The sequence below is a fragment of the Nocardia sp. CS682 genome, assembly GCF_004634405.1.
GTDB lineage: Bacteria > Actinomycetota > Actinomycetes > Mycobacteriales > Mycobacteriaceae > Nocardia > Nocardia ninae.
Genome location: NZ_CP029710.1, coordinates 3,607,763 through 3,620,037, shown reverse-complemented (window position 1 = coordinate 3,620,037; position 12,275 = coordinate 3,607,763). Strand labels below are relative to the sequence as shown.

The window sequence follows — 12,275 nt, the reverse complement described above, 5'->3', positions numbered from 1 at the left end:
GCCGCGCCGAAGGCGTGGCCGATAATTCAGCCTTCCTTCGCGGCGAGGTCCGCGAGGGTCGCGGCGAGCCGGAAGTACTTGTTGTTGGCCAGATCGGCGATCGTCTTGATCTTGAGCGCCTCCAGCAGCTGCTTGTCGTGCGCTTCGGTGAGACCGGCGAGGGCCGAGGGCGGAGCGGAGAGGATTTCGTTCAGCGACTTGTTCTCGTACGCCTTGTCGAGAGCCTTGTCGAGCACCACGTTGACGGCCATGCGAACTCCTTCGAACGAACCTGGATGTGCGGCGCTCGATGAGCGCCATGTGCCAGCCGACGATAACTCGGACGGTGCTGTTGTGGGTGACGAACGCGCCGGGCCGGGGTCGAACGGCCGATCCGGCCGTCGCGCCGGGTTGATGGCCGACTTTCGTTAGGTACCCTGAACAAATGGCAATCCGACAGCTAACGGTCTGTTCGGAGCTACGTTGCAACCTCGTGCACGATCAGATTGCGACCCGGTAGCTACCAGGCGAAATACGTACTGTTGGTTGGTTTTTGGGCAGCGGAAAAGTCTCCCGGAAGTGATGCGGTCGTGTCCTGACCCCGGTACCCTCGTGCACGAGGGCGGGTTCTCCCGGTTTCCGAGAGAACCCGCTCATCGCCAACATTCCGGCCGCGGCGCCGCCGCTCCGCCCCTGCGGAACAACAGCCCGCACGAGCCGCCTTCACCGCTTCGCCCGCGAATCCAGCTCATCACGACTGGATGTGTGCTGCGTACCCCCGCCCTGCCCCGGCAAACCGGGCAGATCGGGCAACATCGACTCCAATCGCGCCAACTGCTCACCCACCAAGTTCGCGGGCCCCTCGACCAACGACAGCGGCCACGGCCACCGCCGGCCACACGATCGCTCCACCTGCTCGGTCAGATCGGCGGTGGTCGCCTCCAATTCGCTGATCTCGGTGCGCAATTCACCGACCTCGTCCTCCAGCTCACTGATCCGGGCCAGCGCGGCGGCCACGCCGTCCACCAGCGTGCGATTACGGCCCTGCTCGTCGGTACCCAACTGCGGCCAGCCCGACAGCCCCGGCCCGCGCAACTGGATCTGGATATCGCGCAGCACTGCTTCTTGCTCCGGCGTCACGTCCGCCTCCTCGGCAAAATCCCACTGACCGAAATCGGTTGTCTCGGCCACGTTCACATCGCAGACCACGCCGCCGACCACCTGCTGGCGCAACGTCTGATGAATATTGCGCCGCGTCTCGACATTGCCGCCCGACCAGGCATCGGTCTGCCAAGCCCAGGTGGCGCTGCCCGAATCCAGCGCGCGGCTCACCGACCAATACCCGCCGTAGATACCGACATTCGCGCGACCGAGCACGGTCGCGGCACCGTCGAGATAGGCATTGATCCGCTGCTGATCCTGCGGTGTCGCGTCGAAATCGGCGGAAAAGTAGATCGGGCGATCCTGCCTGCCGCCGCAGCGCAGCACCTGCGCCAAGCCCGCCCGCGCATCGACGACCCCGGCACCGTAGCCGTCCAGCATCCTGGCCGCGGTGGTCTCCCAGTTCGACGCGATCGACACACCGTGTGCGCGTAGATCATCCGCTTCGGCGGGGGTCAGCAATTTGCCTGGCAAGGTGGGGCCACCATCGGACAGATACCGGACCACGAAGTCGAAACCCGCCGCGCGGATCGCCGCACCCCCCGGCCGACCCCCGGCGTAGTCGAGACCGAAACGCATATCTCTCACTGTAAATCGGGTCGACAGGGAATTCGGTGGCATTGCCGAACCCTGGCCACCCGAATCAGCTCAGTACGCGGAACTCGGCGCGGGCGCCCGCACGGGAATCGACGTACGCCGGTCCGGCGCGATCAGGATCGCACTGATCGGCACGGCCAGCGACAGCATGCCGATTACAAACGCGGGCACGAAGAAACCGAACAGATCCTCACCGGGCGGCGTCGCGCTGGTCGTCGCGAGATCGACCTCCAGCCCGAGCAGATCGGTGTAGTGCATGCCGGTGATCCCGGCCGCGAACACCACCGCCGCAGCGATCAGCAGCGACAACGGCCGCCTCGGCTGGGTGAACCACAGGGTGGCCGCCGAGACTGCGACCGCGATCGCCACCGCGCCGGCGAACAGCAGCGGAGCCAGCGTGGTCGAACCTTGAATGTGCATGGAGTCCAAGGCCAGGAAGTGCATCAGGCCGAAACCACCGCCCATGATCGCCGCGGCACCGATCAGGCGCGCGACGTTCAGCGTCCGCCCCATGATGGCCAGCGCGGCCCACACCGCGAGCACCGAGATCACCGCTCCCGCGGCGACACTCCACACGTCGTAGCGGACCAGGCTGCCCGGCACCGTGACACCGAGCATCGAGACGAACACCGGCAGCCAGACCCCGACCCCGCCGATCGAGATCGCCGCGGACGCCTGCCACACCACCCGGAACTTCGAGGTCACCGAGCGTGTCGAATGCTGGATGCAACTGAAGCCGACCAGCGCACCGACCACGGAAACCGCAACGGACAGACCGATAATCCAGTAGCCCATGCTGAAATAGGTCACGACTGCGCCTCGCTGACGCTCAGCTCCGTCGTGCCCAGGGGCCTGTGTCTTTGGTTCGCTCGCTGACGCTCCCTCACAGCACCGCCTGTTCCTGCTCCCGCTCCTGCGCGGCGAGGCGCTGGATGGCGTACTCGGTCACCGCAGCCAGCGACTGGCGCACCTCGTTGGCGTTGCGCGCGTCGATATCCACGATCGGCACACTCTCGCGCACCGCGAGCGCCTCGCGCAGTTCGGCGATCGGGAAGCGGGGTGCGTTCGGAAAACGGTTGACCGCGACCAGGAACGGCAGCTGACGCGCCTCGAAGAAGTCGACCGCCGCGAAGCTGTCCTCCAGCCTGCGGGTATCGATCAGCACCACGGCGCCGATCGCGCCGCGGATCAGGTCGTCCCACATGAACCAGAAGCGCCGCTGGCCCGGTGTGCCGAACAGGTACAGCGCCAGGTTGCCCGGCAGGATGATCCGGCCGAAATCCATGGCCACCGTGGTGGTTTCCTTCTCCGGCGTATCGGCTAGGTCGTCGATACCGTCGGAGAACCGGGTCACCATCGCCTCGGTGCGCAGCGGAACGATCTCGGACACCGCGCCGACAAATGTTGTCTTACCTACCCCGAAACCACCCGCCACCACGATCTTCGTGGACGCGGTCCGGTTGTCCCCGTCGGCCTGGCCGGGGTTGGTGTCGGGCCCGATCTTCTTATAGGGCACGGAGTCCACGCAAAGTCCTCTCCATCAAAGAACGGCGCTCGTCGAAACTCGCCTCGTCAGTCAGTGTCGAATGCAGACGCACAATGCCGTCTACCACGAGGTCACCGATCATCACCCGAATCATGCCGAGCGGACGATCCAAGTGAGCGGCGATCTCGGCGACGGAAAGCCGGTGTGTGCCGAGCCGAAGGATATCCGTGCGGACATCACCGGTGGGCCAGTCGAGATGCGCAGTGTAGGACAAGGTCTCGATGACCGCTTCCAGCGGCAGGTCGACCGCGGGCTCGGTACGCCCGGAGGTCAGGGCATAAGGTCGGACGCGCGTGGTCGGTCGGGGTCCAGGTCCGTAGGGATTGGACATCTCCTGCTCAAACCGCGGTACGCGCGGTGGCGGTGACCACCGTGCCGACGCGGTCGACCAGCAGCGCCATCTCGTAGCCGATCCGCCCGATATCGTGCGACTTGTTGGCGAGCACGGCCAGGTGCGAGCCGTTGCCCACGCTCATCACCAGCAGGTAACCGCGCTGCATCTCGACGATCGACTGCATCACCTTGCCGCCGTCGAACAGCGACGCCGCGCCCATCGACAAGCTGGCCAGACCCGCGGTGACGGCCGCGAGCTGCTCGGCCCGGTCCGAAGGCAGGTGTGGGCTGGTCGCCTGCAGCAGGCCATCGGCCGACACCAGCACCGCGTGGGACACGCCGGGTACGTCCCGGGTGAATCTGGCGACCAGCCAGTTCAGGTTCTCATCCGTGGTGCTGTTCGCGTTGGTCATGCAAGCCCTCCGTCGTCGTACTGCGCATTGGCCCGCCCACTGCGGACCCCACTGAGATGCCTGGTCAGGTTGTTCCGAATCTCCTCGGGATCACGGGCTCCCGATTCGTCTGCCTGGGCCAGACCGCCGGGGACGAGCTGCGCGCCCGGCGTTCGGATAGGAAGTCCACCGCTGGTGCGGCCGGTAGGTGTCGGGTGTGTCGCCTCTTCGGCCGCGGTCCAGCCGACGTCGGCGGGCGAGGTCCAGGTGCTCTCGGCGGCCTGCGACGTCGCGGGCTCGACCAGCCACTCCGACACCATGCGCTGGTAGATCGGGGTCGGTGAGGCGCCTGCCACCGGCTGCAAGCGCGAGGAGGTCACCGTCGCGGGCTCGGGGGTGCGCTCGGGTGCGGGAGCAGGCGTCGGTGTGGGTGCGGGTTCGGGTACCGCGGCCGGGCGTCGCATGGGCAGGCCCGAGCGTGACGTGGTGCGGGCCGGCTCCCGCTCGGCGCTCGGCCCCGCCTTGTGCGGTTCGGACTCGCGCTGCTGCGGCTCCCGCGGCACCCGCTGCTGCGGCACCGTCAGTTCCGGTTCCGGCTCGCGCTGGGACGATTCGCGCTCGGACGATTCGCGCTGGGGCGACTCGGGTTCCGGCTCGGCCCACAGCCCGGCCGGTCGCTCCGGCTCGGCGTCGGCCACCCGGATCGGCGCGCTCACGCCCACGGTCGGCGGACCGAAGGGGGAGCGATCGTCGGTCGGGGTGTTGATCGACCACGGCTGTGTCGGCGGCTGTGCGTCGGAATCGGTGTCGGGGGTGTTGGTCCGCGTCGGCACCGAGACAGCGGGCTGGCCGGGCGGCTCGGCGACCCGGATGGCGGGCCTGCGCTGCGGCAGACCGGAGCTGCTCACCTCGAACCGCGGCGAGGTGTGCTGCGGCAGGCTCGGCACCGGCACCAGGGTGCGCGGCTGCGCGGGCAGGTCGTAGTCGCCGGTCAGCTCCAGCGGCTTGCCGGTCGGGTCGGTGGCGTCCAGCGGCGGCGCGACCAGCGCGCCGGGCAGGTGCACGCTCGCGGTGACGCCCGGCTGCTGCGCCGTGGTGGAGGTGCGCCGCAGGCTCGCGGTGATGGTGTGTCGCTTGGCCAGCCTGCCCACCACGAAAAGTCCCATTCGGCGGGCGGTTTCGACGGTGACCTCACCGCCGGAGCTCAGCCGGTCGTTGATGGCGCGCAGATCCTCGGTCGACATGCCGAGACCGCGGTCGATGATCTCGATCAGATAGCCACCGTCGACGGCGCGCGACACCGACAGCGTCACCGGTGTGGTCGGCGGTGAGTAGCGCAGCGCGTTGTCGATCAGTTCGGCGAGCAGATGCTCGATATCGATGGCAGGCTCGCCGGCCACGATGCCGTCGGGGACGGCGCCGATCTCGACCCGCTGATAGTCCTCGACCTGGGAGACCGCGCTCCAGAGCATGTCGGAGAGCTGGACCGGGTGCAGCTGACCACGGCGCAGCGCGGTGCCGGCCAGCACGAGCAGGTTGTCGCCGTTGCGGCGCATCCGGGTGGCCAGGTGGTCGAGGCGGAAAAGACTCTGCAGCCGTTCGGTGTTGTCCTCGTCGTGCTCGAGATCCTCGATCAGCGCCAGCTGCTGCTCGACCAGCGATTGGCTGCGCCGCGACAGGGTTTCGAACATGCTGCCGATCTGCACCCGCAGGCGCGCCTGCTCGGCGGCCAGGTGCAGCGAGGCCTGGTGGATATCGTCGACCGCGCGGGCCAGCTGGCCGATCTCCTCGGTGGTGCGGATGTCGACCGGCGTGATCTTCGGCGTCGCGCCGCCGGTGCGCACCACCTCGATCTCGTTCGGCAGATCGACGTGCGCGACCTGCAACGCGTCGTGGCGCAGGCGGCGAATCGGCACGACCAGCGAGCGGGCCACCGCGAGGGCGAGGGCGAGACCGGCGAGCAGCGTGGTGATCACGATCGCGACGTCGCGCAGCACCGCGCTGCGCAGCTCGATGGTCCGGTCGGCCAGCTTGGAGTCGATGGTGCCGAGCAGCGCCGTGGTGGCCTGGCGATAGGCGTCGGAGCTGGTGCGCAACGAATCGGTGATCACCGGGTTGTTGCCGAGGCTGTTCGGGTTCTGGCTGAGCGCGCCGATGCGGGTCTGCACCGCGTCGGTCAGCACCTGCGCGTTGGTCGCCGACGACGGACTCATCTGCGGATAGGAGTACGTCAGCATCATCTCGGCGCCGAGCGTGGTCAGCATGCCCGCCAGCGCGGCCGGGTTACCACCGCCCGCGGTCGCCGACATGATCTGCTCCTGGGTGAGCAGGCGAGAGGCGTTGGCGATCAAGCCCAACTGCAGGAAGTAGCGCTGGATGACGATCTCCTCGATCGACGAGGACACCGAGATCGCCGTGATGATCCGGGTGCCGACCTCGTCGACCTGTCCGCCGATGGTCGCGGGGGAGGAGGTGCGCAGGCCGTTGCGCATGGTGCGGGCCACCGCGATGGCCGCGGGAAGTTCCTTGGTGGTGCCGTCGTCGGATTTCTTCGTCCGCAGCGCGGTTTCCAGATCGATGGCCGCCTGATCGAACTTGGCCGCGACGGAGTCGATCGGGTCCTCGGGCCTGGCGTTGACCGCCGCGATCGCGAGTTGTTCGGTGGCTTCGCCGAATTCGAGCATCGGGCGCAGGATGCGGGCCTGCTCGGTAGCCGCGTCGAGCTTCGAGATCACCCCGAGCTCGTCCTTGATGCGCAGTCCGGCGAAGGCGGAGGCGAGCAGCACCGGCAGCAGCAGGACGATGCCGACCTTGCGCGTGACCGACATGTTGGACAGGCTGAATTGCCAGGAACGCGGTGCAGCTTCCATTCCGCTTCCGTCGCCTCCACTCCGCGCATGGTCCCCGAATGGTGGCTGTCTAGGAGCAGTCTGGATCAACCCGCCGAGAACCAACTCAAGGTCTTCTTTTTACCGCACGGAACATACCGTGCTGACTGGCCGTCGGCAATCCGTAGGGACTGGGTCTGCTGATGGCCGAATATGGCTACGCGGAACAGGTTTCGCGCTGTTTGAGTTAGTGAGTCTACATACTTCCTGGACGATTGATCTATACGGCGTGCGATCGCTGATAGCTGACCGGCTGCTGGTGTCCGTGTGCCGGGCCGAGCCCGGCGCGGCGTGTCGAGCGTCCCCTCTCAGTCACCTCTCAGTCGATACGGTCAAACTGGTCGCATGCGCATTCTGGTAGTCGACGACGATCGCGCCGTTCGGGAGTCGCTGCGCCGGTCACTGACCTTCAACGGCTACTCCGTCGACCTGGCCGTGGACGGTGTCGACGCGCTCGACAAGGCGACGAGTCAGCGGCCCGACGCCTTGGTGCTCGACGTGATGATGCCCCGGATGGACGGCCTCGAGGTCTGCAGGCGCTTGCGCAGCACCGGTGACGATCTTCCGATTTTGGTTTTGACGGCACGGGATTCGGTCTCCGAGCGAGTTGCCGGACTCGATGCCGGCGCCGACGATTATTTGCCGAAACCGTTCGCGTTGGAAGAATTGCTCGCGCGTTTGCGCGCGCTGCTGCGCCGCACGACCGCCGATCCCGGCGAGGTTTCCGAGGCGATGACGTTCGCGGATTTGTCGCTGGATCCGGTGACCCGCGAGGTTTCCCGCGGCGAGCGCGGGATCAGCCTCACCCGCACCGAGTTCTCCCTCCTGGAAATGCTGATGGCCAATCCGCGCCGGGTGCTGACCCGCAGTCGCATCCTGGAGGAGGTCTGGGGATACGACTTCCCGACCTCCGGCAACGCGCTCGAGGTCTACATCGGCTATTTGCGCCGCAAGACCGAGGCCGAGGGCGAGACGCGCCTCATCCACACCGTGCGCGGCGTCGGTTACGTGCTGCGGGAGACGCCCCCGTAGGGGGAAGGCCATGGCACGAACTGTTCCCAAGCGGCCGGTGGTCGCCGGGCTCGGACAGCGTCCGCCCGACCCGGCGGAGATGCGTCCGCCGATTCCGCTCACCCGCTCCGTCTCGCTGCGCTGGCGGGTGACGCTGCTCGCCGCCTCGGTGGTGGCGATCGCGGTCGCGGTGACCTCGATCGCGGCGTACGCGCTGGTCGCGCGCGCCCTGTACGCGAACGTGGATACCGAGCTGCGCAGCAGGGCGAACGCGGTGACCGCCATCGATCCGTACGGCTTCAATTTGCAGAATCTGGCGCTGGCGACCGCGTTCTACCCCGACACCGGCATCGTGCTGATCTATCCCGACATCGGCCCGTATTCGGTACCGCAGGCGACCATTCCACCGGTCGGCCCGCCGGAGTGGGCGGTGTTCCACGGTCAGGCGAGTTCGTCGTTGCGCACCGTCGCCAATCAGCGCGTGCTCGCGGTACGCACGAACGAGGGCGCGACCCTGGTGATTTCGCAGCGGCTGGAGCCGACCCGCAACGTGCTCGATCGTCTCGCGTGGCTGTTGTTCGTCGTCGGTGGCTGCGGCGTCGTGCTGGCCGCCGCGGCGGGCACGGCCGTCGGCCGCACCGGCTTGCGCCCGATCGGACGGCTGACCGCCGCCACCGAGCGGATCGCCCGCACCGACGACCTGACGCCCATCCCGGTGACCGGCGACGACGAACTCGCCAGGCTCACCGAGAGTTTCAACGCCATGCTGCGCGCGCTGGCCGAATCACGGGATCGGCAGCGAAGGCTGGTCGCCGACGCCGGGCATGAACTGCGCACCCCGCTCACGTCGCTGCGCACGAACACCGAGCTGCTGATGGCGTCGAGTCGCCCCGGCGCCCCGCGCATTCCGGATGAGGACATGGCCGAGCTGCGTTCGGACGTGATGGCGCAGATCGAGGAGTTGTCGAACCTGGTCGGAGACCTGGTCGATCTGGCGCGCGAGGACGCACCCGAAACCGTGTACGAGCGAGTGGATCTCGGCGAGGTAGCCGAGCGGGCGCTGGAACGGGCGCGGCGCCGCCGTGGCTCGGTCGAGTTCGTCTCGGCGTTCCAGCCCTGGTTCGTCTACGGCCACGAGGCAGGCCTCGAGCGCGCGATTCTCAACGTGCTCGACAATGCCGCGAAGTGGAGCCCGGCGGGCGCGCAGGTCTACGTCGAGATGCGCGAAACCGGGCGCGGCTTGCTCGAACTGACCGTCGACGATGCCGGCCCCGGTATTCCGCCGGGCGAACGTGAGCTGGTGTTCGAGCGCTTCTACCGGACCACCGCCTCGCGCTCCATGCCCGGTTCGGGGCTCGGCCTGGCGATCGTCAAGCAGGTCGTGACGAAACACGGCGGCACGATCGGCATCGAGACCTCCAGCCGGGGTGGCGCGCGAATCCGGATCGTCCTGCCCGGTGAAGCCGGTCGGCCGGTGGAGGTCTGAAAACGCGCGCTCGACAAAGCCTGCTCGAAGGAAATGCGAGATCCGCATAACGGGTGTTCCAGGGACTGGGATCCGGTGAATTCGACGGCGCGCGAAGCGTGCGCCGGACCCGTATTGTGTGGCGGGGGTAGCGGCCTTACCGCCGCGCGAAGTGGGTACACAGTCTCGGACAATTGAAAGCACGGTCTCAGTCCGCTCTCAGTAGTCGCCGTCAAGCTGGTCGGCAGACGCTGAGGAGAAACGAGGAGTCCATGACCGAGGATTCGAAGGACCGGCGGGACGAGCCGGCGCACACCGCACCGGATCAGCCCAACCCGACCGATCAGATCCCGGCCGCACCGGCGAGCCCCGGCGGCGCGCCGTACGGGCCAGACGCCGCCTACTCGCCGCACGGGTCCGGGTACGGGCCGTACGAGGCGCAGCCGTCGCCGTACCAGGCGCAGCAGTCGATGGGCCAGTACCCGCCGCACCAGCACACACAGCCGTTCCCCGGCCCGGAGTACGGCGGGCAGCCGTTCGATCAGCAGACGGCGCAGGGCGCGCCGTTCGATCAGCAGGGCGCGCCGTTCGGGGCGCAGGCTCAGCCCGCCAAGCGCCCGTTCCGGACCGGCCTGGTGCTCGGCGCGGTCGCCCTGGCCTTGGTCAGCGGCGGCGTCGGCGGCGCGGTCGGCGCGCTGGCCACCCACTCCGACGACGGCCGCTCGACGATTACCAACGCGCTCGATCAGCCGAAACCCAATGTCAACAACGTCTCCAACGCACCGGCGGGCTCGACCCAGGCGGTCGCGCAGAAGGTGCTGCCCAGCGTGGTGATGATCAAGGTGGCCAGCAGCCGCGCCGAGGGCGAGGGCTCCGGTGTGGTGCTGTCCTCCGACGGCCTGATCCTGACCAACAACCACGTGGCCGCGGGCGGCGGCCCCAACGCCAAGATGGAGGTGCTGTTCTCCGACGGCAGCTCCGCGCCCGCGACCATCGTCGGCGCCGATCCGGTCTCCGACCTCGCCGTCATCAAGGTTGCCGGCAAGACCGGACTGACCCCGATCGAGCTCGGCACCTCGGAGAACCTTCAGGTCGGCCAGTCGGTCGTGGCGATCGGCTCGCCGCTCGGCCTGGCGGGCACCGTGACCACCGGCATCGTCTCCGCGCTGAACCGCCCGGTGTCGACGCAGGGCGAGGGCCCGCAGAATCCGGCGGGCGTGAACCCGGTGATCGACGCCATCCAGACCGATGCCGCGATCAACCCCGGTAATTCCGGTGGTGCGCTGGTCGACGGCAACGGCAAGCTCATCGGCATCAACACCGCGATCGCCAGCCTCGGCGCCGGCGAGCCCGGCGTCGGTCAGCAGAGCGGCTCGATCGGACTCGGGTTCGCCATCCCGGTCGACCAGGCCCGCCGGGTGGCCGACGAGCTCATCAAGACCGGCCACGCCACCTACGCGCAGATCGGCGTCAAGATCCAGGCGCAGGATTCGATCAACGGCGCGCGGGTGCTGGAGTCGACCCCGGACGGCCCGGCCGCGAAGGCGGGCATCCCCGCAGGCGTGATCATCACCAAACTCAACGATCGCAGCATCAACACCGGCGACGCGCTCGTCGCCGCGGTTCGCTCGCACCAACCAGGAGACAAGGTGAAAGTCACCTATACCGATGAGCAAGGCAGGAACTCCAAGACCGTCGAGGTGACCCTCACCGGTGCGCCCGCGGACGGCGGCCGATGATGCGGGTACTGCAGGGTGGCTGGACTCCGCTGCTCGACACGGCCGCAGAGGTTCTCAGCACAAGCGCTACGGTGAGCACCATGGAAATCGATGCTCCGGTGGCGGGGCGTGCTCTGGTGGTGGTCGTCGATGATCGAACGGCGCATGGAGGTGTTGACTCGCTCGGCCCGCTGGTCACCGAGCTGCTCACCGAGGCAGGCTTCCTCGTCGACGCGTCGGTGTCGGTGCAGGCCGACGAGGTCGAGATCCGCAACGCGCTGAACACCGCGGTGATCGGCGGTGTCGACCTGGTCATCTCGGTCGGCGGCACCGGCATGTCCCCGCGTGACGTGACGCCCGAGGCCACCTCGCAGGTGCTCGATCGCGAGTTGACCGGCATCAGCGAGGCGCTGCGTGCGTCCGGCCGGGTGGCCGGTTCGCTCGACGCGGGCCTCTCGCGCGGTGTGGCCGGCATTTCCGGCAGCACCCTGGTGGTCAACCTGCCCGGCACCCGGGCCGCGGTGCGCGACGGAATGGCGACGCTCGGCCCGCTTGCCAGCAAGGTGATCGGCGAACTGTCCGGATTGGTCGAATAATTTCGGCCTCCGGTTCTTCCGACGACATCCCTCGCCCGGCCGCTCGCCGGGCGAGGGATGCGGCGCGTCTCGCCGAAATATTCGGCGACACCCTCCCAGACACTACGAGCGACGAACGCGGCGACGACTCCGGCAACGAGTCTTCGTCTGATGATTGGCTGCGTGCGCAGAAGCCGCCGCACCACGGTTGATTGCCCAAATCTACGTAGTAGCTACGTATCGAGAAGTTGGCTCGCCGTAATTTACTTGTGATTATTTCAGATCACCGTTATTCGGTCGATATATGTACGGCTCTGTCCCGTATTCAGCGCTTGGCGCTTTAGTGACTTCGTCAGCACCGGCCGGTCGGTCCCGACTGTCTCCGCCACTAATAAATGCACGTCAAACGATGTTTGCATGTTAACGAATGTGATTTACATCACATTGATCTTTACGAAAGCTTGCGTTGCAGCGCCGTTACCTAGCGTTTAATGTTCGCACGAGCCACCCACACTGGACTTCCTGGGCCCGGGTGCGGCACGTACGTGTCGATCCGGCGGAACCTGGCTCGGTTCCGGTCGCCAGCCGGAGCGTCGCGCCGAACTAAATT

General features: G+C 67.5%; 11 protein-coding genes. 4 read left to right on the top strand and 7 right to left on the bottom strand.

The genetic code is table 11. The features are described 5' to 3' along the window. Nucleotides 1-26: 26 nt before the first annotated feature. The 7 genes from DMB37_RS16320 to DMB37_RS16290 all read right to left on the bottom strand — a co-directional run bounded on the left by DMB37_RS16320 (nucleotide 27) and on the right by DMB37_RS16290 (nucleotide 6,878). Nucleotides 27-251 (bottom strand): hypothetical protein, encoded by a 225-nt coding sequence (locus tag DMB37_RS16320; protein WP_135233452.1) that lies wholly within the window; start codon nucleotides 249-251, stop codon nucleotides 27-29. A gap of 451 nt (nucleotides 252-702) precedes the next feature. Further along, nucleotides 703-1,719 (bottom strand): glycoside hydrolase domain-containing protein, encoded by a 1,017-nt coding sequence (locus tag DMB37_RS16315; protein WP_167768862.1) that lies wholly within the window; start codon nucleotides 1,717-1,719, stop codon nucleotides 703-705. A 69-nt stretch (nucleotides 1,720-1,788) separates the two neighbouring features. Continuing rightward, nucleotides 1,789-2,547, bottom strand: coding sequence for an MHYT domain-containing protein (locus tag DMB37_RS16310; protein ID WP_135233450.1), 759 nt, complete (start codon nucleotides 2,545-2,547; stop codon nucleotides 1,789-1,791). 73 nt (nucleotides 2,548-2,620) lie between these two features. After that, complete coding sequence (locus DMB37_RS16305) at nucleotides 2,621-3,253, bottom strand: ATP/GTP-binding protein (RefSeq protein ID WP_370465408.1); 633 nt, start codon at nucleotides 3,251-3,253, stop codon at nucleotides 2,621-2,623. Beyond that, on the bottom strand, nucleotides 3,243-3,614 hold the full coding sequence (locus DMB37_RS16300) for a DUF742 domain-containing protein (RefSeq protein WP_107659355.1): 372 nt from the start codon (nucleotides 3,612-3,614) through the stop codon (nucleotides 3,243-3,245). Before DMB37_RS16300 ends, DMB37_RS16305 begins: the two co-directional genes overlap by 11 nt. A gap of 7 nt (nucleotides 3,615-3,621) precedes the next feature. Then, nucleotides 3,622-4,029 carry a roadblock/LC7 domain-containing protein gene (locus DMB37_RS16295; protein ID WP_107659354.1) on the bottom strand — a complete coding sequence of 136 codons (408 nt, stop codon included), beginning with the start codon at nucleotides 4,027-4,029 and terminating at the stop codon, nucleotides 3,622-3,624. Continuing rightward, nucleotides 4,026-6,878: a sensor histidine kinase gene (locus DMB37_RS16290; protein WP_135233449.1), complete on the bottom strand. Its 2,853-nt coding sequence runs from the start codon at nucleotides 6,876-6,878 to the stop codon at nucleotides 4,026-4,028. The genes DMB37_RS16295 and DMB37_RS16290 overlap by 4 nt, the downstream gene beginning before the upstream one ends. A gap of 363 nt (nucleotides 6,879-7,241) precedes the next feature. Here DMB37_RS16290 and DMB37_RS16285 point away from each other — a divergent pair, with 363 nt between their 5' ends. The 4 genes from DMB37_RS16285 (at nucleotide 7,242) to DMB37_RS16270 (ending at nucleotide 11,686) form a co-directional block, all read left to right on the top strand. After that, a complete protein-coding gene (locus DMB37_RS16285) occupies nucleotides 7,242-7,928 on the top strand; it encodes a response regulator transcription factor (RefSeq protein WP_135233448.1) in 687 nt (228 codons plus the stop codon). 10 nt (nucleotides 7,929-7,938) lie between these two features. Then, nucleotides 7,939-9,393: a HAMP domain-containing sensor histidine kinase gene (locus tag DMB37_RS16280; RefSeq protein ID WP_135233447.1), complete on the top strand. Its 1,455-nt coding sequence runs from the start codon at nucleotides 7,939-7,941 to the stop codon at nucleotides 9,391-9,393. Nucleotides 9,394-9,644: 251 nt separating this feature from the next. Beyond that, a complete protein-coding gene (locus DMB37_RS16275) occupies nucleotides 9,645-11,111 on the top strand; it encodes a S1C family serine protease (RefSeq protein WP_135233446.1) in 1,467 nt (488 codons plus the stop codon). Nucleotides 11,112-11,191: 80 nt separating this feature from the next. Next, entirely contained in the window at nucleotides 11,192-11,686 is a 495-nt protein-coding gene (locus tag DMB37_RS16270; RefSeq protein WP_040739017.1) for a molybdenum cofactor biosynthesis protein B, read from the top strand. The last annotated feature ends 589 nt before the right edge of the window (nucleotides 11,687-12,275 follow it).

Excerpts from the sequence above, each read along its gene's own strand:
- DMB37_RS16320 (WP_135233452.1), bottom strand. The coding sequence starts at position 251 with ATGGCCGTCAACGTGGTGCTCGACAAGGCTCTCGACAAGGCGTACGAG.
- DMB37_RS16315 (WP_167768862.1), bottom strand. The coding sequence starts at position 1,719 with ATGCGTTTCGGTCTCGACTACGCCGGGGGTCGGCCGGGGGGTGCGGCG.
- DMB37_RS16300 (WP_107659355.1), bottom strand. The coding sequence starts at position 3,614 with ATGTCCAATCCCTACGGACCTGGACCCCGACCGACCACGCGCGTCCGA.
- DMB37_RS16295 (WP_107659354.1), bottom strand. The coding sequence starts at position 4,029 with ATGACCAACGCGAACAGCACCACGGATGAGAACCTGAACTGGCTGGTC.
- DMB37_RS16290 (WP_135233449.1), bottom strand. The coding sequence starts at position 6,878 with ATGGAAGCTGCACCGCGTTCCTGGCAATTCAGCCTGTCCAACATGTCG.
- DMB37_RS16285 (WP_135233448.1), top strand. The coding sequence starts at position 7,242 with ATGCGCATTCTGGTAGTCGACGACGATCGCGCCGTTCGGGAGTCGCTG.
- DMB37_RS16280 (WP_135233447.1), top strand. The coding sequence starts at position 7,939 with ATGGCACGAACTGTTCCCAAGCGGCCGGTGGTCGCCGGGCTCGGACAG.
- DMB37_RS16275 (WP_135233446.1), top strand. The coding sequence starts at position 9,645 with ATGACCGAGGATTCGAAGGACCGGCGGGACGAGCCGGCGCACACCGCA.
- DMB37_RS16270 (WP_040739017.1), top strand. The coding sequence starts at position 11,192 with ATGGAAATCGATGCTCCGGTGGCGGGGCGTGCTCTGGTGGTGGTCGTC.